The sequence below is a fragment of the Stieleria sp. JC731 genome (genome assembly GCF_020966635.1).
GTDB lineage: Bacteria > Planctomycetota > Planctomycetia > Pirellulales > Pirellulaceae > Stieleria.
In genome coordinates this window covers 621,276-645,129 of sequence record NZ_JAJKFQ010000002.1, presented here as the reverse complement: position 1 = coordinate 645,129, position 23,854 = coordinate 621,276, and the positions used below count along the sequence as shown (strand labels likewise).

22 protein-coding genes are annotated in these 23,854 nt (G+C 53.0%); 4 read left to right on the top strand and 18 right to left on the bottom strand.

What is annotated here, in order from left to right:
* Positions 1 to 184 precede the first annotated feature (184 nt).
* Positions 185 to 1,450 (top strand): DUF1559 domain-containing protein, encoded by a 1,266-nt coding sequence (locus LOC67_RS08090; protein ID WP_230262049.1) that lies wholly within the window; start codon positions 185 to 187, stop codon positions 1,448 to 1,450.
* A 153-nt stretch (positions 1,451 to 1,603) separates the two neighbouring features.
* The gene (locus LOC67_RS08085) at positions 1,604 to 1,807 is read left to right on the top strand and encodes a hypothetical protein (RefSeq protein ID WP_230262047.1); all 204 of its coding nucleotides are present in this window, start codon (positions 1,604 to 1,606) and stop codon (positions 1,805 to 1,807) included.
* Between the two features lie 413 nt (positions 1,808 to 2,220).
* Here LOC67_RS08085 and LOC67_RS08080 read toward each other — a convergent pair whose 3' ends face one another.
* From LOC67_RS08080 to LOC67_RS08060, 5 genes are all read right to left on the bottom strand, one after another.
* Positions 2,221 to 3,300: a transposase gene (locus LOC67_RS08080; protein ID WP_230262045.1), complete on the bottom strand. Its 1,080-nt coding sequence runs from the start codon at positions 3,298 to 3,300 to the stop codon at positions 2,221 to 2,223.
* A 435-nt stretch (positions 3,301 to 3,735) separates the two neighbouring features.
* A complete protein-coding gene (gene moeB, locus LOC67_RS08075; protein WP_230262043.1) occupies positions 3,736 to 4,941 on the bottom strand; it encodes a molybdopterin-synthase adenylyltransferase MoeB in 1,206 nt (401 codons plus the stop codon).
* 8 nt (positions 4,942 to 4,949) lie between these two features.
* Positions 4,950 to 5,219 carry a MoaD/ThiS family protein gene (locus tag LOC67_RS08070; RefSeq protein WP_230262041.1) on the bottom strand — a complete coding sequence of 90 codons (270 nt, stop codon included), beginning with the start codon at positions 5,217 to 5,219 and terminating at the stop codon, positions 4,950 to 4,952.
* Positions 5,220 to 5,254: 35 nt separating this feature from the next.
* Positions 5,255 to 6,019: a HesA/MoeB/ThiF family protein gene (locus tag LOC67_RS08065; protein WP_230262039.1), complete on the bottom strand. Its 765-nt coding sequence runs from the start codon at positions 6,017 to 6,019 to the stop codon at positions 5,255 to 5,257.
* Between the two features lie 200 nt (positions 6,020 to 6,219).
* Positions 6,220 to 7,788 carry a lipopolysaccharide biosynthesis protein gene (locus LOC67_RS08060; RefSeq protein ID WP_230262037.1) on the bottom strand — a complete coding sequence of 523 codons (1,569 nt, stop codon included), beginning with the start codon at positions 7,786 to 7,788 and terminating at the stop codon, positions 6,220 to 6,222.
* Positions 7,789 to 8,217: 429 nt separating this feature from the next.
* On the opposite strand from LOC67_RS08060, the gene LOC67_RS08055 reads away from it, so the two are divergent.
* Positions 8,218 to 9,330, top strand: a complete 1,113-nt coding sequence (locus LOC67_RS08055) for a GNAT family N-acetyltransferase (RefSeq protein ID WP_230262035.1) — start codon at positions 8,218 to 8,220, stop codon at positions 9,328 to 9,330.
* A gap of 1 nt (position 9,331) precedes the next feature.
* On the top strand, positions 9,332 to 10,174 hold the full coding sequence (locus LOC67_RS08050; RefSeq protein ID WP_230262033.1) for a polysaccharide deacetylase family protein: 843 nt from the start codon (positions 9,332 to 9,334) through the stop codon (positions 10,172 to 10,174).
* A 591-nt stretch (positions 10,175 to 10,765) separates the two neighbouring features.
* Here LOC67_RS08050 and LOC67_RS08045 read toward each other — a convergent pair.
* From LOC67_RS08045 to LOC67_RS07985, 13 genes are all read right to left on the bottom strand, one after another.
* The gene (locus LOC67_RS08045; RefSeq protein ID WP_230262031.1) at positions 10,766 to 11,227 is read right to left on the bottom strand and encodes a hypothetical protein; all 462 of its coding nucleotides are present in this window, start codon (positions 11,225 to 11,227) and stop codon (positions 10,766 to 10,768) included.
* Positions 11,228 to 11,307: 80 nt separating this feature from the next.
* Positions 11,308 to 11,670: a response regulator gene (locus LOC67_RS08040; RefSeq protein WP_230262030.1), complete on the bottom strand. Its 363-nt coding sequence runs from the start codon at positions 11,668 to 11,670 to the stop codon at positions 11,308 to 11,310.
* A 69-nt stretch (positions 11,671 to 11,739) separates the two neighbouring features.
* Positions 11,740 to 12,228 carry a chemotaxis protein CheX gene (locus LOC67_RS08035; RefSeq protein WP_230262028.1) on the bottom strand — a complete coding sequence of 163 codons (489 nt, stop codon included), beginning with the start codon at positions 12,226 to 12,228 and terminating at the stop codon, positions 11,740 to 11,742.
* Positions 12,194 to 13,018 carry a CheR family methyltransferase gene (locus LOC67_RS08030; protein WP_230262026.1) on the bottom strand — a complete coding sequence of 275 codons (825 nt, stop codon included), beginning with the start codon at positions 13,016 to 13,018 and terminating at the stop codon, positions 12,194 to 12,196. Before LOC67_RS08030 ends, LOC67_RS08035 begins: the two co-directional genes overlap by 35 nt.
* Positions 13,019 to 13,043: 25 nt before the next feature.
* On the bottom strand, positions 13,044 to 14,192 hold the full coding sequence (locus LOC67_RS08025; protein ID WP_230262024.1) for a chemotaxis response regulator protein-glutamate methylesterase: 1,149 nt from the start codon (positions 14,190 to 14,192) through the stop codon (positions 13,044 to 13,046).
* A gap of 20 nt (positions 14,193 to 14,212) precedes the next feature.
* Positions 14,213 to 15,106 carry an HDOD domain-containing protein gene (locus LOC67_RS08020; RefSeq protein WP_230262022.1) on the bottom strand — a complete coding sequence of 298 codons (894 nt, stop codon included), beginning with the start codon at positions 15,104 to 15,106 and terminating at the stop codon, positions 14,213 to 14,215.
* 50 nt (positions 15,107 to 15,156) lie between these two features.
* Complete coding sequence (locus LOC67_RS08015) at positions 15,157 to 15,543, bottom strand: response regulator (RefSeq protein ID WP_230262020.1); 387 nt, start codon at positions 15,541 to 15,543, stop codon at positions 15,157 to 15,159.
* A gap of 412 nt (positions 15,544 to 15,955) precedes the next feature.
* Positions 15,956 to 17,560, bottom strand: coding sequence for a methyl-accepting chemotaxis protein (locus tag LOC67_RS08010; RefSeq protein ID WP_230262019.1), 1,605 nt, complete (start codon positions 17,558 to 17,560; stop codon positions 15,956 to 15,958).
* An 83-nt stretch (positions 17,561 to 17,643) separates the two neighbouring features.
* Complete coding sequence (locus tag LOC67_RS08005) at positions 17,644 to 18,090, bottom strand: chemotaxis protein CheW (RefSeq protein ID WP_230262017.1); 447 nt, start codon at positions 18,088 to 18,090, stop codon at positions 17,644 to 17,646.
* A 195-nt stretch (positions 18,091 to 18,285) separates the two neighbouring features.
* Complete coding sequence (locus tag LOC67_RS08000) at positions 18,286 to 20,769, bottom strand: chemotaxis protein CheA (protein WP_230262015.1); 2,484 nt, start codon at positions 20,767 to 20,769, stop codon at positions 18,286 to 18,288.
* A 211-nt stretch (positions 20,770 to 20,980) separates the two neighbouring features.
* Positions 20,981 to 22,063, bottom strand: coding sequence for a succinylglutamate desuccinylase/aspartoacylase family protein (locus LOC67_RS07995; protein WP_230262013.1), 1,083 nt, complete (start codon positions 22,061 to 22,063; stop codon positions 20,981 to 20,983).
* A 6-nt stretch (positions 22,064 to 22,069) separates the two neighbouring features.
* On the bottom strand, positions 22,070 to 23,338 hold the full coding sequence (rimK, locus tag LOC67_RS07990; protein WP_230262011.1) for a 30S ribosomal protein S6--L-glutamate ligase: 1,269 nt from the start codon (positions 23,336 to 23,338) through the stop codon (positions 22,070 to 22,072).
* Between the two features lie 9 nt (positions 23,339 to 23,347).
* Positions 23,348 to 23,806 carry an ATP-dependent zinc protease gene (locus LOC67_RS07985; protein WP_230262010.1) on the bottom strand — a complete coding sequence of 153 codons (459 nt, stop codon included), beginning with the start codon at positions 23,804 to 23,806 and terminating at the stop codon, positions 23,348 to 23,350.
* Between the last annotated feature and the right edge of the window lie 48 nt (positions 23,807 to 23,854).

Here is a 23,854-nt window from a genome sequence, read left to right as displayed (position 1 = left end):
CGATGGGATTCTATTTTCCATAGCTACCGGCAGGCGATGTGTGCGGTATTCGTAGGGATGGGTGTGTTCGAAAAAGTGGTCTGCGTATTGCGATAGCGGTCCGGCCAGAGCGTGACGACCGATTGAGTGCAATTCGTGCGTTCACGCCTTATTTATTTCTTCTAGCACACTCGAAATCGAAGTAATGCCCACTAACAAAGGAAACTACGGCAAACGTAATTCAGGATTTACGTTGGTCGAACTGCTCGTCGTTATCGCCATTATCGGCGTACTTGTTGGCCTTCTGCTGCCAGCCGTTCAGGCTGCACGGGAGGCTGCCCGCAGAATGAGTTGCAGCAACAACATGAAGCAACTCGGTCTGGCCATGCACAACTACCACTCGGCATTCAACGTAATCCCGAAGCACGGTACCGGAGCTGCTGATCCCAACGCCGGTATGCAAACTTGGTCGTCCAGCAGAAGCTCGCTGATGATGCTCAGCTGCTTTGTCCCCATGACTCCTTACTTCGAACAGCAAGGATTGTGGGACGAGATCAGCAACCCATCGACCTATCAGATCCCTGATACGACGACGCCTCGCAACCCACCTTGGCCCGCGATGGGGCCAGCTCCCGAAGAGACTGCGATCGGTTACCACTACCGTCCTTGGATGACTCAGATCGCCACCCTTCGCTGCCCAAGCGATCCTGGGCAAGGCTTGCCAGCTATGGGACGTTGTAACTACTCAGCGTGCCTTGGCGACTCTGCAAACTGGTTAGCTTTGTACGGCAATATGGGCGACGGCTTTGTCCCCGATAACAACACTTCGCGTCAGAGTACTGCCACCGGCCGTGGCTTCTTCAAGATCCGTGTTCAAACTCGCTTCCGTGACGTTCTTGACGGACTGTCCAACACCATTGCTTTCGGCGAACACATCACTTCGCTGTTCGACGGTGACGTTCGGGGACAGACCGCTTACGACATCCCAACCGCCTATGACAACCCGCAAGGTTGTGACGGTTATGTCAGTCCCGAACGCCCTGGCTTCTGGTCAAACGGAAACGATGGCGGAACTGCACCTCCAAACTTGATGGGCGGAAGCGCTTGGTTCGCTGCGAACTGGGGACGCGGTTGCACATGGGCACACATGGGTGCAGTTGATACCGGAATGCTGACACAAGCCCCACCAAACAGTCCAACTTGTAACGGCTGGTGGAGCAAGCTGCAGCCAGGCAATATGCCACCAAGTAGCCATCACCCAGGCGGTTGCCATGTCGTGATGGGCGACGGTGCTGTTCGCTTCATCACCGATTCGATCGAAGCTGGTGATCAGTCATCCAACAGCCCCGGATACCACAACGACCAATACGTTTTGACCGGTCGATTGGCTCCTGGTGCTCCTAGCCCCTACGGTCTGTGGGGATCACTCGGTACACGTGCACAGAAAGAAGTTCTGGACTCGGAATTCTAATTCTCTCTAGGTGAAACGAGTCTTTTCTAATCCGCCTTCGCTTGCATCAACAATGTGGACGAAGGCGGCTTTGCGATTAGAAGGCTCGTGCAATCTACGTATTTCGCATCACACTTCAATCACTCTCACCTATCAAACAATCAAGGTAAAACAATGAAAAAGCTAACTGCACTTGCTCTACTGTTCTCATCGATGGCGATCACCGTCGGTTGTTCCGACGCAGACAGCACGCTTGTCACACCGGATGCCGATTTCTATCAGAAGGCACTCGAGGCAAAGAAGAACGGTTTGCCTCCAGGAACGCCAGTTCCAACTGCCGGCAAGATCAAGCCAGCACCGCCATCACCCGCTGCCTAGTCGCAGTACGCAGTCACCAATGAGCTGCATCGACCAATGCAGCTCATTGACTGTGGGGCCACAGCACTCTCTACATGTTTCGGGGACACACACGTTCAACCGAAACAGTTTTCCGGGTGGTTGCGAATCAAAGCATTTGATTTACACCGCGCTTGCTATGTCCCCGATGCAGAATGCGGCCGTACATCACTACCCTTTGTCTGGATATGACTGGCTACTTGCGGAGTGAGAGAAACTGGAGACGTCGCTCATGCAGATAGTCAGAAATCGTCGACAAAGCGATGGTTGATGCTACGAGATTCAATTCCGTTCCGGCTAATTCTTGCGGAACACCTTCACGCATTGTTGAAGAGAATTGGATTCTGGACGATCGAAATCCGTACTTCTGAATCCGCATTCGTATTGTTCAAAGGCTAAGCCGCCGACGCCAGTATTCGTCTCGCCTCTGGTCGGATTCGAAAATGCCTGTTTGTCTGAAGGCTTCGGCAAGTTTCAAGCCTTGCCAAGGATGCAGCCACATGGCCAAAAATCGTATTGAAGTGATCTACTAGACTTCTCCATGCTTCATGACTGATTCCGATTTGACTCAGCGCATCGGGTAGGTCGCGGTGTGAATCACCCAGGGATTTCTGTTTCGTTCTGTGAATAGCGGTCCACTCGAGCAGTTCGACATAAGCTGCGTTGCTGATCGGTAAAAAGCCTTTGTCGCTTAACCGATGCCCTGACACACTTTCGGCGACACCAACTTCATCTTTCCGCTCATCGATTGTTAGTTTCGCCAAGAACGCATCACGGCGGTAACGGGCCGGTTGGCCGTTTTGCCTGATCCTATCTGATTGGTGTTTAGCCTGCCGATCAGAATCAATTCTCAGGCGTATCGAGGTGAACTCACTTCGGTCGATCGTTTGGGCAAGTCCCGCACGAATCGGGTTTAGATCCACATACGCAGCACAGGCCAACAACGAAGCTTCATCATCGATTCGGATTGCTCGAAACCGGTCTTGCCAGAATCGACCACATTGTTCGTCATCTCGGTTTGCACGTTGCGCGACTCGCTGATTCAGCAAGCGCATCCACCAACTCACATCAGAGAGTCTTTTCCGAATTTCGGCGATTTTGGTCGGGCAGTTTCGAATTGAGTCGATTTCCGATTGCGTCGGGATCGCGGCTTGACCGTTAATCTTTCTCCGTGGACAGATCAAGAGCCACCGTCTTGAGACTTCGTAGTCGTCCCATTGCGCAACGATCTCAGGCCGCGTGCGGAGGATCAAGTGATAGTGGTTGGAGAGGATGCTATAGCAAAGTAATTCGATTCCAAAGAGACCGGCGAACCGTTCGAGTAAATCTTCGATCCATTGTTTTCTGTGGTCGAAGTTTTGCCCGCTAATTGGATCGTCGCCGAGCAAAAAGCAGCGTCGAACAGTCCGGTTGATAACGTGGACCACGGTCGGTTCGCTGGAATCAATGATTTCACATCGGGCAAGTCGAGCCATGGGCGGTGATCCTTGATTGAGAAGGAATCGATAACCGCCAGCATCCCTGTAGCGAAATTAAGAAGATCGCCCTCATTTATGCGATCCGTTGGAAGAGTGTGTTTGATTAAACAGTTCTACGGTGATAAGTCAACCCGACTCAAGATGGTTGCGGCTGAATTTGGTACAGACCGATCGTACCAGTGAAGCCAAGTATCATTTCAAAATCTACAAAATGGTGTTCAAAGTTTGCAGCGATTTTGGAGTCGAGCTTTTGATCGCACTGACATCACAATCTCCAGTGCAATTCGACTCAGCCGTACCGATTCTTAGTTACACAAATGGGGACAGAGCTACACAAATGAGGACAGGGCGATCAGTAGCGAAATGCGGCGACTGTGTAAGTTATCGACTGTCGACGCGATGCTATGTCCCCAGAATGAAATTTAGGGGCGATCAGTAATCGGCGAGCGAGTTGTCGATTACTGATCTCCAGGCTTTGATTCCACCACGTAAGTTTTCAACGGTGGTGAATCCCGCATCTCTCAATAGTCGCGTAGCTTTCGTGCTACGTCCCCCCATTTTGCAATGGACGACAATCGGTTCCTCGCGATTCAATTCGTCGAGGCGATTTGGAAGCTCTGCTAGCGGGATCAAACGTCCACCCAAATTGCAGATTTCGTACTCGAAGGGTTCTCGCACATCGACAATTGTTACTGATTCGCCCACGTCCAGTCGCCGTTTAAGTTCCTGGGGCTCGATATCCCAAGGGCTCTGTCCCTGATCTGGGCTCTGTCCCCGGTTTGATGGCTGCTCAGTGCTGTGTCCCCGGTTGGGGCTGTGTCCCTGAGGGGAGTTGGTGCAGAATTGGTCGTAGTCGATGAGTGAAGTAATGGTTGGATTGGGGCCGCATACTGGGCAATGGGGATCGCGATTGATCGTCAACTGGCGGAACTGCATGTCCAGGGCATCGATCAGTAGCATCCGACCGATCAATGGTTCACCGATTCCAAGTAGCAGCTTGATCGCCTCGTTGGCCTGGATCGTTCCGACCATTCCAGGCAATACACCGAGAACTCCGCCTTCGGCACAATTCGGGATCAGTCCTGGATCGGGCGGTTGCGGGTACAAGCAGCGATAGCATGGACCATCGGAATGGCATAGCACTGACGATTGGCCTTCAAAACGGAAGATACTTCCATAGCAATTCGGCTTGCCGGCCAACACACAGAGGTCATTGACTAGGTATCGCGTTGCGAAGTTGTCAGTGCCGTCGATGACCAAGTCATAGCCTTCGACAAGAGCAAACCCGTTCTGGCTTGAGATCCTTTCGTTGAAGGTTTGAACGTCGACGAAAGGATTGATCGCCGCGATTCGCTCTTTCGCTGAGTCGACTTTGGGACGGCCGATGTCACTCGTGTGATGAATGACCTGACGCTGCAGGTTTGACTCGTCGACATGATCAAAGTCGACGACTCCGATTCGTCCCACACCAGCCGCAGCTAGGTATAGACAAACCGGCGAACCCAACCCACCAGTCCCGATCACAAGTACCGAGCTAGCTTTCAACTTTTCTTGGCCTAAGGTACCGACCTCAGGCAACACCGCATGACGGGCATAGCGAACGAGTTCTTCACGACTGAGTGTATGATTCGAAGACATCGCAGCGTCTAGCCTCCTGCAATCGCGGGGACCAACAAAAGCTCGTCACGGTCATCAACGGAAGTGTTCACGCCTTCGAGATCACGAATGTTCTTTTCGTTGACGAACACACCAACAAACTGAACAAGTTCGTCGGCTGGCGTGTAGAGGCTATCTCGCAGGTTTGGATAAGCTTGGATCAAACCGGAGATTACATCGCCGACATTCGAACCGGTGACATCGATATTCTTTTTGCCGTCAGTATGTTTACGGAAGGCGGTCGGAATGATGACTTTCATCGGAAGTTGCATTAGGAAGAAGGGAATATGATCGGCTAGTTCGAAAGCGAGCGTTCGCCACAGACTTCGCAATCGATTCGTTTGGAAAACTGCAGCGAGTGAAAGCTCATGTCTCGAAGATCCATTTTAAGCAATCGCCCGACCAAAGGTTCACCTATCCCGGAAAGCTGTTTGATCGTTTCCATCGCGGCCATGCAGGCAACGGTTCCGGAGACGGCTCCGAAAACGGGAAATTGGCGTTTCCATGTCGGGGGAGCTTGCGGGTAAAGACACGCGAGGCATCCCGATTGTCCCGGAACGATTGTCGTGATCTGAGCTTCCAGTTCGTACATCGCGCATTCGACAAGTGGGATTCCTAGGCGGACCGCCTGCCGGTTCATTGCGAACCTTTCCGGAAATAGCGGAGCACAGTCAACAATGATGTCCGCCTGACTGGCAAGTTCCGACGCATTGTCTTCGCTAACGTTCTCGCCGACGGTCACAAGTTCCAATCGTGGATTGAGATCCAAAAGGCGTCGTTTGATCGTTTCGATCCGTGGTCGTCCGATCCAGTCATGTGTCATCAATAGCTGACGATTCAAGTCGCTCGGCTTGACGTTGCCTGCATGGGCCAACACCATTTTTCCGACTCCGGCTGCAGCGAGTTCATATGCGACTACGCTGCCGACACCTCCGACACGGCTGATCATCACGGTTGACGATTTGAGTCGTTGTTGTCCAAGTTCACCGAAATCATCGACCCACATTTGCCATTCATAGGTCGCGCGTTCTTCGTCCGTTAGTGGCTGCAGTTGCGTCATGCCGTCGTACTGGGTAAGCGGTCAAGCGATGGAGAAGTATCCACTTTAACCGTTGGTGATCCCCACGGGCTAGCCAGACGAAATGATGTTTTCTTTCATTTGAAACGTTTGCAATGTGATCGAGCTCACATGAGTCTCATTTCAAACAATTGCGGAAGCTAGGTTCGGCAAACGCTGTGTCCTGCGAAAGTGACGCAGATCTAAGAGAGCCGTAGACGTCGACTGACTTGTTCGACTAGCGATTGCCGTAGTTGAGCATCGATGATGAGCGAAGACTTAACGAGCAAAAGAACAATCATTCCAAACCCTGCAAACGCAGACGCTTTTCCAGTAGAGACACCGAGCAATGCGATAAAGATCAAGATAACTCCGGCATCGATCTTCAATTGATGAGCCCTGCAGATACCGAACACTCCAAGTAGCACAACTAGATGCGCAATCAGCGTTGATCCGACGACACCGTCAATCCCAAAGCGTTCGATCAGGACGTAGCCGCAAGCAAAATTGACAACCAAACCAAGAAGGACAAAGCAGCTGGTGATCCAGGCTTTCTCGATGCACCAAATGTAGTTCTGAGTGACTGTTGAAAGTGCACCGATCGAGCAGAAGCAAAGCGTCATTGGTAGCAGTGCTTCTCCGAGCGTGAACTTGTTTTTCCAAAGTTCGCCGAACAAGATTGGGGCTACCAACAGAACCGCGACTGAACCGAACAGACAGACCAATCCCACTGCTTTCATCATCAAATTCATCCGTGAAGCAACCTCGTCTTTGTGACCGTCTTCCCAGTCCTTGGCCAGATAGGGCATCCCGGTTGACGCCGCCATCGCTCCGATCGACATCAGCAGCAGAGGGAACACGCATGCGGTGTGATATTGCCCGATCAAGTACTGAACGTCGATCGTGGTGTCGGGATAAAAGTTGACGAGCAACATTCGGTCGCAAAGTGAGAAAAGGTTTTCCAATGCGTTTCCGACCCAAACCCACATGGCAAAGGGAAGCAATCGTCGCCAAAAACGGTCCGAGCAATCCGTCTTCGAATCATCAGCTTCGATGCTTGGGTGCCGATCAACAAACGCATAGCCGGATGCCAAGATGACGCCAACCAAGCAAGATCCAAGATAGGACACGACCACCCATTGCGCCGAAACGTCAAATAGCTGCAGGGTGGCAACACAGGCGAGCGCGAAGAAAAGTGTCTGGGTAAATTGAATTCTGAAAACAAAACGATTCAACCGTTTTGCACTAAACCAGCTGGTCGCAAAGTTGAAGAAAATGACCACCGGCAATCCTGCAGCCAGCAGTCGTACCAGTGACCGATATTCGGCATCACCGAAGAAGTAGGTCGCGACGACTTCAGAAAAAATCCACAGGCTGCTACAAGACAGCACGGTCAGTCCAAGGCAAGCGACCAGGGTCCGCGAGAGAAAACGCGTCTGCTGTCCACCGGATTCGTACTTTGCCAAGAAACGCCCGAACGAGCCAGGGATTCCTAAGACCGTTACCGGTGCGGCCAACATCAGAAAGTTAAACGCCAAATCCCATTGGCCGACTTCGTCCGCCGGCAACGCACCGCAAACATAAAAGCTGCGTATAAACCCGATCGCACGTTGGACGATCATCAAGCAAGCGATCAGCATCACGCTTTTGGAAAACGTGTCGGCTGCACTGTGCAGCCTTGCAGAGTCGGGCTCAATAGCTGAATTGGGCTCAACGGCTGCGACGTGCTGAGCTACTGATGTTTCAATCGAATCGGGCGTCGCTTGGCTCATGTTCCCCCCGGAGGAAGCCCGAATCCGTTTTTCGGATCGCGATGGTTTATGTTTTCGGACCGCTTCGCGCATGAGTTAAACAGGGCGCGTGGGCAAGATGTTGCTGGAACGCTACGTCGTGACAAAGGGGAGAGAGTCGGTGACGGGTTTGCCAACGTTTCAAGGTTGCCGGATGCATGGGTGATTGTGTCGGTTTTTCCGACAACGGTGGGCTTTGATCAACGAGACCCCAAATCATCACCTTCAGGAGGCCTGTGATCGTTTGCCTCTTTTAGAGGGTATCCCACATTTGACGCAACGACGTCCTTCCAAGCGACCGTCTGGGAAAGGTGAAATCCCGATCCCATTTACATTCTAGCTTTTAGTCTTCACCACCTACGACAAACCGCGTTGACTCGCCCCGCCGGGTCACCCTCAAAGGCAAGCAAGATGGCACTCCGTATCGAGCTGATCGACAACTTGGCATGCTTGTCAGACGATTTAATCGATCAAGTCAATCAGCTGGCCACGCACCCGCTACAACGTTGGGAATGGATGGGAAGCTGGTTGGAGTGTTTCGCTTCAACCTACCAGCCATTTATCTTGGTTTTGTACAACGAAGACCAAGTGATTGGGATTGCACCCTGGTGTTTGGAGCGTCGTCCTTGTGGCGGTCGAACCCTTGTCTTTATCGGGTCTGGAAAGGCTTGCTCGGACCACCTTTCTCTATTGGTGCGTCCAGAGAATGCTTCCACTTTTGGTCAGATGATCGCCCAGTGGTTGATCAACCCGTTGCATCGCACTTTGTGGGATACGATGGAATTGATTGGTGCGGATGAAGCGGATAAGACGATCGCCAAGTTGACCGGCGCGATGCGCGATTCACAGTTGGAAGTCGAGACCTCAGCCGGTGATCCCTGCTATGCGGTCGATTTACCAGCGACATGGGAAGACTATGTGCAGCGTCGGTCGAAAAGTGGTCGACGTGAAATTCGACAGTCTTTAAAAAGCATTGATGACGGAACAATCGATCTGGTGCGGATCACGTCTGTCAGTGAACTTGATCGGCATTGGTCAGACTTTATTGAACTACACCGCAAACGTCGTGACGATGCAGGTACATCGAACTGCTTTGACTTTCCGAACTTCGAAACGTTTTTGCGAACGGCGTCGGCAAGGCTTTTGGATGCTGGATACCTGCAATTCTTGATTGCTTTCGCCGAAGGCAAACCCATCTGCGCTCATTTCGCTGTGGCGGATGCAGACGGATGGTATTTCTATCAGTCCGGGATGGATCCGGAAATGTCGCACTTGCGACCGGGGCTGAGTGTGTTTTGTCATACGATCCGCGAATCGATTCAGGCTGGTCGAACCAAGTTTGACATGATGCGCGGAGACGAGCCCTACAAGTTGCGATGGCGAGCCGAGGTCGTTCCGACAACGGTGATTCGATCGTATAGCCCCACGGGTCGTGCTCGTGTGCGTCAACAGTTTCTGAAAACTGGAGTGACGTTTAAAAACCTGATGAAACACAGTTTCGGAGTCGGCACCCCCCGAAGCTAAGATGTTAGACACACGCCAATTCGGACTGCACGCTTACTACGCTGGCACCTCATGGTTGCGAAAGCACTATCGAGGAAAGCTGGAGCAGGAAGGTCGCGCGCCGATGTGTGTCCTTTTCTATCATCGGGTTGCCGATCAGCATCCCAACCCTTGGACAATCTCAAGAGCCGAATTTGAACGGCAGATGCGCTGGGTTTCCGAAAACTTGGAAGTCGTTTCGCTTCAAGAGGTTCAGCGAAAGATTGGCCTAGCGGAAAATCATCGAACCACCGCCACAGTGACGTTTGATGACGGGTATGCCGAGAACGTGGAGTTTGCGATTCCGCTGTTGCTGGAGATGGGAATCCCAACGACATACTTCGTCACCTTGGATTTTGTTACCCAGAACACGCCCTTTCCGCATGATGTTCAGCGAGGTGTTCCGCTGCCGATCAATACGGTCGAGCAGATTCGCTGGATGGCTGAGCAAGGTGTCGAAATTGGAGCGCATACGCGAAGTCACTGCGATGTAGGAAGCATCACCGATCCGGAGGAGCTGGCCGATGAAATCCTGACGGCGACCGAAGAGTTGGCGCGGATGATTGACCGACCTATCCGGTACTTTGCGTTTCCCTATGGCAAGCCAGAAAACATGACTCGCGCGGCTGTGGAATTGCTACGCCAGGCAGGGATGGAAGGCGTCTGCAGTGCCTACGGAGCGTATAACTTTTGCGGGAACGATCCGTTTCATATCCAAAGGATTCATGGTGACCCTGATTTCATCCGGTTCAAAAACTGGATGACGGTCGATCCTAGGAAGGTTTCTGTGGGACTGGATTTTCAGTTCAGAGATTCGCAGTCATAGCAGACTGTGGCTTGGGCATGTTAGCGGCGATTCATTGTGGCGAAGAAGCTTCTCTGATCTGAACTTCTGACTCGCGATCACAAAGAACACGCATATTTTGATGCGTGATATGACCGGGGTGGCAAAGGCCACAAAAGAATTGATCGCTGTATGACAACCGTTCGGCGATGTCCGGATCGAATGCCGGATAGCCGCGTCCACTGTCACAGCTATCCGGCATCGAAAGTGTTGTCAATGGTTGAAACGAACAGCCAGAACGATCTGTTGTTCAACTGAGGAAGGCGGCCAGTTTGATCGCTTGCAGGAGGAAGCTTGACTTACGCTGCTGGGCCTGGGGTTTGCCCACGGTCGGGGCAATGGTTGGCCTATCGAGAGTACGTCGCTTCCGCTGCATCGCTTCAACGCTGATCGATAAAGCATGCGTTGAAGGTTTCTTGCATCACGATCGCTATGTGATCAGCAACCGTTGATTAGCAATCAGCAATCGGGAGCACCGAGGCAGTGAAAATCAAAGCCGTGTTTTCAAATCGTTAGCAATGCCGGTATGTAGCGTGAGGGCTGTATCAATCCGGCATTGCGGCCGAATTCAAACTAGCACTCGATCAAGCGCATCTTGCCTTTGCCGTATCGCTGCACGTCCAGTTCGAACGTGTGGTCAAAGGTAACTTTGTCTGGCGAAGGCAATTCGATTCCGCCATCAAAGTCAGTGCTTTTAAGACCCAAGTGTTTTGACTGATGCGAGGGCAGCAGGTTCGTCGAGATGTTGAACACCTCACCGATGTTTTCGCGGATGTTTTCGCTGATCTGTCCGGTTTGGATGCTTTCCTTGACGATCCCAGGAGGGATTTGTGTCAAGGCGGCGCCAAGAGTCGCAGCACAGGCAACATCGGTCACGATGTAGCCGGCTGGATTGCCTTCGCTGTCTGCATAGACGGCGACTGCACCTGGAGTGACTTCACCGTCGCTATCGCAGGCTTTGATTTGCAGTCCGAGAAGGTTCTTGAAGAATGAGCCGACATCTTCGGCGGAAATATTTGAACTTGCAGTGGTCATGATAGTTCTTCCGAGATTCAAAATAGGGAAAGGGACATGCAGTTGGATACCGCATGTTGGATTGGTGGCAGACCGCGGTACTAGGAAAGGATAGGTTCCAAAGCGGCCTGAATCGAATCGGCGGTGAAGGGTTTGGTCACCAAGAAAGCCGCACCTGCTTCGGTCGCTTGTTTGCGAGTTTCGGCGGAGCTTTCTGAAGTGATAAAGCCGAAGCGAATGTTATTACCGGCTTCACGAACCTTCTGTAGCAACTCGATCCCTTTCATTTCTGGCATGTTCCAGTCTGAGAGGATCAAGTCGGGAGATTCGCTTTCCAGCTTTTCCAATGCCTCAACACCGCTTCCCGCTTCGATGACAGTGAAATTTCCTATGTCGGTTTGTTTCAGCGTGCGAGAAACGATCATTCGCATCGCTTTGCTGTCGTCAACAATTAAGATTTTCATCTAACTTCCTTCTGAAAACATTTAAACCGCAGGCTGGAGCTGCCTCGGCATTGGAAACGGGGGAATGATTTATTTAGTGCGTTCTTTGAACAGAACAGTGATTGCTTCACCGCCTAAGTCGAAAGCGACAGTCATCGCGTCCTCGGGCAGTGGCTGTTGAATGACTCCGACGCACGGCAGCGACAAGGCACATTCTTGATCGAAGATGCCTTTGACGTTTCCGCCAATGACGTTCACGACTTCGCCAAGTGCATCAAGGATTTCTTCTTCGGCAAGCTCTTCGGCTTCGATCGCGAACATGGCAGTTGCGATTTTGGTAGCCAAATCATGCGAGGCGAAAACTTGGATGATCGCATTTCGATCGCCACTGACTTGAACCGTTGCAGAGAGTGTTTCGTCACTCAGCTGCGGAGGTTCCACCGGTGATGAATCGATATCAAGTTCCAGCATTGCTGTGAACAAGTTGTCGACCATTTGTGCGATCAGATCGACCGTCACAGGCGTGGTGTCGTTTTCGTTCGGCTCACTGGCTGTTTGGTCGATAGCAAACGGTTGCATCAATTTCAGTCCTCTGATAGGGAACGTTAAGACCGATCATCGTTTCGGCAGCGCCAATAAATAGGTACCCATCCGACCGCAGTGCTCGCCGCATTCGCGTCAAGATGTCAGTCTTAGTACGTTGGTCAAAATAGATTAGGACGTTGCGAATGAAGATGATGTCAAACTGTCCGAGAAATGGCCAAGGGGTTGTGAGGTTTAACCGACGGAAGTCAATTAACTCCGTCAGTTCACGTTTGGCCGCCCACAAAGCGCCCTTGCGTTCGAAGTACCGCACCAGGCTTTTCGCGGGTAGGCCACGGTTGACTTCGAGTTGGGAGTAAGCACCCGAACGTGATTTCGTTAACATGTCTTCGGATAGGTCGGTCGCTGTGATACTGACTTTCCAAGTGGCCAGTTGTGGGAAGTGTTCCCGAATCACCATCGCCGTCGAATAAGGTTCTTGTCCGCTGGAGCAGGCGGCGCACCAAATCCGAATCTCCTTTGACTTTTCGTTACGTTTCATCAATTCCGGAAGCACTGATTTTCGAAGTGCTTCGAAAACATGCATGTCTCGGAAGAAGCTGGTTTCGTTGACGGTGACCGCTTCGGCGACTTGTGTGGAAAGCGATCGGTCGTTAGTAGCGCGAAGTTTCGCGACCAACGCTGATACGTCATTGAGCCCGATCGTTCCCGCCAGTGGCGTTAGACGTTGTTCGAGCATGTAGACCTGGCGTGGCGCGATCACATTACCCGAATGTTGGGCAACAAGATCGCGAAGAAAGTCTATGTCTGCTGTAGCAAGGGCCATCGTTGTCTCTATTCCCCGTAGGTGATCAAGTGATGCTTGCCGGTTGTCCGGCAAGAACCAATCGAGTGACTTCGTCCGCCATCTGGTCAATGGAGAAGACCTTGTTGGCAAGACCGGCTTTCACAACTTGCCCGGGCATTCCCCAGACGACGCTTGATTCTTGGTCTTGTGCGAACACCAATCCGCCGCATTCACGTAACCGTTTGGCGCCAAAGGCACCGTCCTGGCCCATGCCAGTCAAAATGATTCCCAGCCCGTGATCCCCATAGCTTTCCGCAATGGAAGTAAACAGCGGGTCGACAGCGGGCCGGCACGAATTCTCGGCCGGTCCCTGATCTAAACGAACGCAGAAGTTTGTCTTGTCTGACGACACACGCATGTGATAGTCGCCGGGAGCAAGTAACACTGTTCCGGGTTTGAGCTCGTCTCCGTCGGTCGCTTCACGGACCTGATGCCCGGTTTGTGACGCCAATCGGTCGGCCAGCAACCCTGTAAACACAGGAGGCATGTGCTGAACAATCAGGACAGGCACAGGCAGGTCTTTTGGCAATCCGGTCAGCAGTTTCGCGAGTGCCTGAGGGCCTCCCGTGGAGACACCGACTCCGATCGCACTGATCGCGTTGGATGTTCGCGAGGAAAAACTTGCTTTCGCCGCACCAGGTGCGGCGGATGGTTGGGTGGCAGCACCGTTGGAAACGGCAGGGCTGCTGTTTTCGGATGGTCGGGGTTCATATTTGAAGGGGACCGGCTGTTCGAGCGCACCGCGCCGCGACCACTGCAGCACCTTCGGGATCAAGTCCCGACGTACCGAAGCCATGGCTTTGGTGATATGTCCGGCACCGACAGGTTTCGTCGCGAAGTCCGATGCACCCGCTTCGATCGCGTCAAGCGATGCTTCGGCGCCTCGGCTGGTAAGCGAACTAAACATGATGATCGGGACGGAACGCGACAGTTTACGGATTTCACGAACAGCATCGACGCCGTCCATGATTGGCATTTCGACATCCATGATGATGACGTCAGGCTTCACACGCGTGACGTTCTTGACTGCATCGAGACCGTTCTCGGCCTCGAATACAACGTTCAAGCACGGTTCGCTTTGCATCGTCGCCCTGAGCAGTCGCCGCATTACCGACGAATCGTCACAAAGCAAGACTCGAATTTCACTAGTCATGGACTTTCGTTCTCCGCCGTTTATGCAAGTTCGGAGTTGCTTGAACTGGCTTCGTTGAGCACGCCTTCAAGGATTTCATCAATCACTTGATCACGGTTCTCGAGCAATTCTGGATACCCCAACTTTGACAGCGCGTGAGCACCACGGTTCAAGCCGATGTCGTAATCGTTGTCGGCGTCGAATCGTTGGAAGTGGCTGGCGAGGTGGTCAGCCGCTGCGACCAACGCGATCAGTTTTTGGTTGGGGTGGTGCGTTTCTGGCAGGTGATGAAGTTCAATCACCGAAACCAATGAACGCGGCAATTTGTTGTATTCGGCGAACCAAGCACCGAACTGGCAATGGTCGGTGCCGAGGACATTTCGTTCACGGGAAAGGAATTCGCTTTCTTCTTCGAACGACATTGGGTCTGCTTCGGCGAAGTCTTCCGGTGCGGCAACGGCAAGCAATAGGCGACCGAAGTCGTGTAGCAGTCCGGCGGTGAATTCCTCACCATCAAAACCGAAGCGAATTTTTTGATTCAAGTAGCTCGCGACCGTTGCGGTACGAAAGCTGTGTTGCCAAATGATCTCGCGAACCCATTCCTGTTCCAGGTTCATGTTCTTCATCAAGCTGGCGGCACTGGAGCTGATGATTAAGTTACGAACCTGCTTTAGTCCCAGTCGTACGACAGCTTGGCGGAGACTTACAACCGGCACGCTTGCCGAGAAGATCACACTGTTGCTCATCGAAAGTGTTTCGGTCGCCAGCTTGACATCGCGTTCGATTACGCTCGCCAATTCATCCGTTTTGCATTCCGGATCGTTGGCCAGCTGCAATGCTTCACTTGCGACGGCGGGAAGCATCGCCAATTCATCAGCCCGGTCCAACAGCGCTTGTTTCAGCGTATCTGCGGAGGGACTCATTTTGGCGGTCATTGGAATTCCTTTTTCGATGCGGGTTACTAGACACAAGTGGGGCTGGCGAACTACGCGTCAGCCGTGTTAAGACCGACGCCAATGAGGCGTAGTTTTTCTACGAGGATTTCTTTGGTAAATGGCTTCATGACGAACTCGTCTACACCGGCCATCAACGCGCGAGCCATCTGTGCGGGTTCGGTCTCGGTGGTCACCATCATTAGTTTCTTGTCGGCGAGATGTTCCATCTGGCGAACCGCTTTGACGAACTCCAGGCCATTCATTACTGGCATGTTCCAGTCCACCAAGACGACTTCGATGTCTTCGTAGTCGGAGGTGAATTTTTCGAGGCCTTCTTGTCCATCGCCAGCTTCGATCACGTCAAAGCCAAGGCTGGACATGATCATGCGGAGGATGCGACGCATCGCGCGGGAATCATCAATAACTAAGGATTTCATCGGATATACCTTTGACCCTATGGAGCAGCGTACGAAGTTGAAAGGCTGCCGGTTAGTGAAACTTTGCTGGCCGGTAGTCAGGTTGCCGCCAGGAAATCAAAATTTTGTTTTGCTTAGGGAACACCGTCATGACGCTTGCTAATGGGGCGTCAAGCAGCCTCGAAAGGCTCGACGGGAACCATCTACATGACATCAATAACACGGCATCGCGGCGATGTCTTTTCATTGATTGATGGCCCTTCTGAACGCATCCGTTTGGTGTCGCGACGCGTCGATCGCAGAACAGCCAATCTGCCAGAACAGCCTTCCGCTGAATGGGCTGATATCACGCAGGCGTCTCCTGCCTGCGTGATCAATGCGAGGGCGATTTGTCAGTCTTCATGCGCACCTCTGTCAGCGACCTTGGCGGCTATTAAAAGGAACCCAAGTAAGCGTCTTCCTTGGCTTCGGCGAGACGGTACTTGCCTCCGCCACCGTCGCCCTTGGAACCCTCTGCTGCGGGCTTCGAAGGAGTTTTGGATTTCGAATTGGCTTTGGGTTTTGAATCTGATTTCGAATTGACGCGACGAACCGCATCACGTGCGTCGCCTACAAGTGCCAGCATCTCTTCGGCAAGCCGTTCGATATTGGCAGCAGTGTCAAGGGTTTGGTCGGAGTAGGTCGTCGCACTTTGTGCAGCCGAAGCGACCTTGGCGATGCTGGCAACAATTTCGTTACTGCCTGCAGCAACTTCACCAATGTTGCGCGAGATCTCAGATGTCATTGCGGTTTGTTCTTCAACCGCACCGGCAATGGCATTTTGGCTTTCGCTGATTTCAGAGATGATTTGGCTGACCGATCCAATCGCGCTAATGGCTTCTTTTGTATCCGACTGAATCGTCTCGATTCGACCGATGATGTCTTCGGTCGCTTTGCTGGTTTCTTTCGCGAGTTCCTTGACCTCGTTCGCAACGACGGCGAATCCCTTACCGGCTTCACCGGCACGGGCAGCTTCGATCGTCGCGTTTAATGCGAGCAAGTTCGTCTGTTCGGCGATCGAGTTGATCACTTTGATCACGTTGCCGATTTCACCACTGCTGTCGCCGAGGCGAGTGATGGTGTCATTGGTTAGGCTTGCGGCATCGACCGCATTGCGTGCAACGTTTGCGGCGTTCGATGCATTCGCAGAGATTTCTTTGATGCTTTCTTCGAATTGATCAACTGCCGTTGCCAGTGTCTGTGCGTTGCTGCTGAGCTGTTGGGCGACACCGCCGGCTTGCGTCGCTTGGTCCGATGTTTGTTCGGAATCCTGACGCAACCGTCGACTCAGTCGAGTCAGGTCGTCGTTGGAAACACGGCGGAGGTCATGTGCTGACAGGCGTAGCGGCGCAACCGTTTCACTGGCGATGTACCAACCGACCGCGGCGAAGATGATTAAAACGCCCAGGGTCGCGACCAAAGAGATCGCGCGACGGGTGTTGATCACCTTTGCGACTTCCGCTTCCTTCGCTTCGTGTTGACCTGAAGCCAAGTCGACGACTCGGTTGATGGATTCTTGGTGTGCAACAAAAGCCTGACGCATCGGTCCCCGGATCAGCATTTGTGCGGCACGAACGTCGCCGCCCAAACATGCGGGGATAAACGACGTTTCCATCATTTCAAAGAATTCGACTGCTGGTTGGTAGCATTCAGAATTTTTAAGTCGTTTGAGTTCGCCGTTCGCGAGATGCTCATTCCAGTAGGCATACCGATCGGAGAATTCGCTGCGCAGCGTTTTGCAATGAGCGACATGGCGTCTCATTTGTTTTTCGTCAACGCCTTCTTCAACTTCATTGGCCATGTGCAGCGCGAGGGCGTAAGGCTCGATGATGTAGTTCGAAGGTGCACGCATGTCTGCGATCAGGTTTTTGCCTTCGATGATTTCTTCGTAATAGGGTCCGTTTACCTTTGCAAGCTGTAGTGTCCTCCATGACCAGATCCCGTATCCAAAGAAACAGATCGACACGACCGCGACCAGAAATCCAATTTTGGCTCGCACGGTAAAACGACTTAATGACACTGAAGTAGCCCCTTTGATGATAAATGTTCTAACGTCTCGGTCTGGATTTTCTGCGTGCTCGCCTAAGCGGGAATCGCAAGGACGCGGCCAATATCCAGGATCAGCAGCAGCTTGCCGTCGAGTTTGAATGCCCCGGTTAGCATTTCACGTTGCTGACTTTGAAGTGTTTCTGGCAATGGTTCGAAGCGGTCACGATCGACCTGAACGACGTCTCCGATTTCGTCGACCAACAAGCTGATTGGGCCTTCGGAGGATCGCACCACGACGTTCATCGGTTTGCGATCGGACTGTGAAGGCGGCATGCCAAGGACGTATCGCAAGTTAAGCGCGCTGACGATTTGTCCTCGAAGGTTCATCAGCCCGTGAACGACTGCTGGTGCCAATGGGACCGACGTCGTTGGGTGTGTGCGGATGACTTCTTGGACTTGGCAAACTTCGACGCCAAACAAAAGGTCATCGACGCGGAACGTGCAATAGGATTCGAGCTGTTGACTGGTGTGATGTGGCATGTCTTCGTAATTCGATTCAGACAGGAGACGTATTCAACGGGTGAACTGAATGTCCCCGTCTATGAAAATGGGTTATTCAAACTTGCTCGTGATGACCGTCGTGAACATAGGATCGCGACGGTAGTGATTGATCAAAGCTACGTTGCAAAAAGTGGTCATTTGCGGATTCGTGGCTAATCCGATGACGCTCTATCCTCACCAGTGTGAGGACATTCCGACACCTTGGCTGACGACTTCTTGCAAGTTAACAATCTGGGTCACGCGATCTTGGATGACGCTTCGACCGGCCGCGATATCATCGGCATCGCTTAATTGTTGGTGGACGATGTCGACAATTTTGCCGACCACGATTCCGACGCTTTGACCTTCATGTGAGTACACAACGGTATGCAGTCTCGCTTGGTTGTCGCCACCGGATCCGACATCCCCAAACTGTGAGTTCAACGAGATCAGCGGTAGGATTTGACCACGGTATTGAACGACGTAGTTATGACCGCTTCGTTCCAAGTCATTGACCGCGAACTCTTCCAGTCGTGCGACCGAAGAAAGTCGAATCGCTGCACGTGTTCCGTCACCAGAATCGATAATCAAAACGGATTCGCCATCTTGAGCACGGCTCATGCCACGATGCGCGTGTTCTCGCAAGCTTCGATCACGGTGTTCGGTCAAGACGCAACTCTTGTGTGCGATACCCAGGACGTCCAGAATCAACGATACCGTTCCGTCACCCATGATCGTCGCACCGGCATAAGCGCTGATGTTTTTCAGATGTGCCCCGAGAGGCTTGACGACGATTTCTTGGGTATCGGTAATGGCATCGACGACGAGTCCGAACTGTCGGTCTTCGGCTTGCAGAACGACGATGTTGACGGCTTCTTCGTCGAGTCGATGTTCACCCAGCGGTCTCAGTCCCAGTTGCTCATCCAAGTAGACCAGCGGCAGAAGGTGTTCACGAAGTCGGTAAACCGGAACATCGTGGATATATTCGATATCCTTTCGAGCGCGAGCGCCATCAAGGCGGACCAGTTCCAACAAGCTGACCTGCGGAATGGCGTATTGGCCGCCTCCGGATTTGATGATCAATGCGGGAACAATGGCGAGGGTCAACGGAATCTTAATACGCAGCGTTGTTCCTGCGCCCGCTTCGCTTTGAATTTCAAGTGTCCCACCGATTCGTTCGATATTGGTTTTCACAACGTCCATGCCGACACCGCGTCCGGAAACGTTGGTGACCTTCGGCGCGGTGGAAAAACCAGGTAGAAGGATTAGGTTGGTCAATTCACGCTCGCCCATCGTCTCGGCTTGTTCGGGCGTGATCAGATCTTTTTCGAGCGCCTTTTCACGGACCCGATCGGCATTGATTCCGCCGCCATCGTCAACAATTTCGATGTTGACTTGCCCGCCTTCGTGAAACGCTCGCAAACACAGCGTGCCTTCGCTGGGCTTGCCAGCTGCCTCGCGAACTTCGGGCGATTCAATCCCATGGTCAACCGAGTTGCGAACGATGTGCGTAAGAGGATCCTTGATCGCTTCGAGAATCGTTTTATCAAGCTCGGTGTCAGCACCTTCCATGACGACGCTGACTTTTTTGCCACACGAAGTCGAAAGGTCACGAACGACGCGGGGAAGCTTGTTCCAAGCGTTGCGGATCGGCTGCATCCGCGTTTTCATAACGCCTTCCTGAAGTTCTGTGGTGATCAGGTTAAGACGTTGACTGGCGGCAGCCATCGCGGGATCTTCGGTCGTGCCGCTGAACTGCATGATTTGGTTTCGAGCAAGTACGAGCTCGCCGACCAAGTTCATCAGTTTGTCCAACAAGGCAACGTCGATCCGCACGGTACTGTCGACGACGGATCCCTTTTCGGAAGACTCGCCGCTTTTTGATGAGTCCCCCGCACCGCCGCGACGTGGTGGCTTTGCTGCAGCTGGCTTTGCTTCCGGTGGCGCTGGCTTCGCGGCTGCAGCTGCGGCAGGCGCAGACGGAGTCGCTGGGGGTGCTGCCGGTTCTGGTTTCTCTGCGGTGGGCTCTTGGGTTGCCGTCGGTTCTGAGGCAGGCTCCGTAGTGGTGTCGGGTTCGGCACTGTCGGTATCGACGCTGTCCGCTTCCGCCGCGACGGGTTCTTCCGCAGCATCATCCGGTTGTGATTCGTCAGCGGCCTCTGGTGCTTCTGCTTCGGGCTCTGTCGCCGTTTCAGCTTCTGCTGTGACTTCGGTTTCAGCAACAGCTTCGGAGTCTGACTGTGCTTCTGGTTCTGCCGATTCCGCTTCAGGTGCAGCCGCTGCACCGCCTTGGCCGGCTGACAGTGCTGCTTGCAGACGTTCGACCAATGCCGCGTAGTCGTTGCTACCTTCACCGTCGCCGGATTCGATTACGCCCAGGATTTCACGGATCGCATCGACCATCTCCAGCAGGACGCTGGCGATATCGCTGGTCAGCTGCAGTTCTCCGTCGCGAAGCGGGACCAGCAGGTTTTCACCAACGTGTGCAACTCTTTCGAGCGTTGGCAGGGCTAGGAACCCCGAGGTTCCTTTGATCGTATGCACGGTACGAAAGATGCTTCCCAGCCGTTCTCGGTCGTCAGGGGCATCTTCGAGGGCAAGTAGATCATCATCTAGTCGGTCCAGGCTCTCATAACTCTCGACTAAAAACTCGTTGATAATTTCGTCGAACCCGTCCACACAATCTCTCCGAAGGCGGTTTGAATTCCAGTCCAATCGGAGAAGATGACTCGAGTCGCAGAGTTTGCGCAATCGCCCCCGATCCACTGGGGGTCATCGAGAGGGCACGAAGCGACTTGCCTTAAGATTTTCGTTTTTTTAAGGACGCACAATTTGGGCGTCCGGTGATAACGACTGGTTCGATTGCGAGGAGCAAGAAATGGCGCAACCGTTACGATTCGATCTCATCGGGTGAGACAACGACGATATTGGAGGACAGTTGGTCCACCAGTTTCTCTTCCAGTCCGTCGACTTGGAGTCGACTTCGTCGCAACAGCGACATGCTTTTGTCAGCAGGCAGCTGTCCCAAATGGCAAATCGGTTCCCCGGGACTGACAGCAGGCAACGTGTTCATGCCGATGACGACGGAATCAAACGGGCAAGAGATTGTTGTCTGCACGTGACCGAGCAAGTCGAATATCGTTGCGACCGGTTGATCCCGTTCAACCAGTTCGCCGGGAACGATGTGGAACTGCATGAAGCCGCCTTTGTTGGCACGCAGCCATTTGCTTTGCTCGACGACGACTTGGTATCGAGGTCGCTCGATTTCGCCTTTGAGCATTTCCAATTCGCGAAGGACGTTGGAGATACCGCGCACCGCTGACTGAACGATGCCGGGTTCGACCTTGGAAACCTCGCCGCCTTCCATGACGATTGTCGGACATCCGTTCGCGGTGGCTTCACTGCGAAGTGCGCCTGCGGGGCCGACGCCATCCATGATGACTTCGCAGCCAAATGCCATCGCGATGCGGCGAACCGCCGGGTCGGCGAGGTCACCGCGGACGTTGGGATAATTGGTTCGACGTACCGATGCGGTATGTAGATCGATCCCGTAATCACAGCGTGAAACGATTTCGTCAAAGATTCGAAACGCCATCCTGCTTGCGAGCGACCCTGTCGGGGTGCCGGGAAAGGAACGGTTCAAATCGCGTCGATCGGGAAGGTATCGTTCGTGTCGTTCAAAACCCAGCATGTTTAAGACTGGGATCAAAACGACGGTGCCGCTTTCGATAATAAATTGAGGGTCGAGCAACAGCTGCTGGATTGCACCGGTGCCGTTGATTTCATCACCGTGTAAGGCACCGGTGATAAAAACGGTTGGCCCTGGCTGAATCCCACGTCGGACATGCATCGGGACACGAACGGCAGCACCGGTACGGCGCTCGCCGACTTTGAATTTCAAATCCATCGCTTGGCCGGGCTCGATCTTTTCGCCCTGCCATACATTTTCGACGTGCTGTTTCTTTCTGGCCAAGGCTGATTACTCTCCGGCAACGTTTCCTGGCGTCACGCTTTCGCTTGCTCTCGAAACGGGTTCGCTCGGGTGGTCGTGGACTCGATTGGCAACGGGCAATTCCGGAAGGTCTTGGACCGGCGGTCGCCGTTGGCGTCGGACTTTCTTTGGAACCAAGTGACGCATCGTTTCCAGCTTGCCGAAACATAGCAAACGATCACCGGCAGCGAGGACGCGATCTTCGCGTGGGTTAGGGACAACGGTCGCGTCGCGATAGAGGGTCAAGATGTTGACGTTCTTATCGATCAATCCCGAGTCACCGATGGTCTTGCCGACCATGTCTGCGCCTTCCGGGATATGGATTTCTGTAACGCCCCATCCGCGGCTGACGGTCAGGCGTTGACGCAGGTCCATTTCGGGGAAGTCGACGTGAGCGGCGATGTGATCGATGATTGCTCCGGCGACATCTAACTGTGTGCAGCGTTCGATCCCTTCGAGACCGGGAGACGAGTTGATCTCCATGATTTGCGGCCCTTCGTGTCCTTCAAGCATATCGACACCGGCAACTCGCAATCCCATGATCTGCGCCGCTCGCAGCGCGGTATCGCGTTGCTCATCGGTCAGTTCAACCATTTCGGTTTTGCCGCCGCGGTGAACGTTGCTGCGGAACTCTTGTCCTTGCGCAACCCGTCTCATTGCCGCGACGACTTGATCGCCAACAACGAACGCGCGAATGTCACGGCCTTTGCTTTCGGCAACAAACTTTTGAATCAAGACGTTTTGATTCTGGCTTTGCAGCAATTCGACGATTGCTTCGGCTGATTTGATCGTTTCGGCCAAGAGGACGCCGATGCCTTGGGTACCTTCGAGCAACTTGATGATGACGGGAGCACCACCGACGCGTTCGATCGCCGGCAAGACATCGCGTTTGTCGCGAACGAACGTTGTCCTGGGGATGCCGATCTGGTGGCGGCTTAGGATTTGAAGGCTGCGAAGTTTGTCACGTGAGTTGACGATTCCCGATGACGAGTTCGTTGAGAACACATTCATCTGTTCGAACTGACGAACAACCGCTGTGCCGTAATAGGTGATCGACGCGCCGATCCGTGGAAGAATCGCATCGTATTCACTTAAGTGCTTGCGTCTGAAGTAAAGGTCAGGCGCACCGCGATCCAGGTCGATCGCAAACTTCAGCGTGTCGAGGATTTTGATCTTATGTCCGCGTTGCTCACCTGCCTCACGAAGTCGGCGAGTGCTATAGCATCTAGGACTACAGGAAAGGATTCCGAGTTTCATTTTGAATGTTTAGGGTTTCGGTTTCTTTTTCGGTACGCCGCCCAAATATGACCTGCCCGGATCGATTAGAAAACGTCTTCGAAACGCTTCTCGGCCCAGCAGCATCCGGAATCCCATTTGATTCCGATCCGCCAACGTCAACTCAATTTCGAATCGTTGGCCTAGCATTGAGATTGGTGTTTTGATCACCGGCCGAACGTCGGCTTGTCCGCTGGATGAACGGATCGAACGCTTATCAAATACGGGCGCGGAACATTCAATGGTCCATTTGTCGTTTCGTTGCACCGGGTGGACTTTAAAACGTACATATTCGATGCCGTCGTTATCGAAAGTTTCGATGTCGAACGCATGAAGTGACGATGAGCGGGCTCCGGTGTCGATTTTCGCTTTGACAAACTTGATCCCAAGCCCCGGAAGAGCCAGCCATTCACGCCATCCGATTGTTGGCAGGTGATCGCCCACTGTCATTGAATATGCTTCTGATTTGTCAGGTACGTTGCGGCTTGACAATCGAAC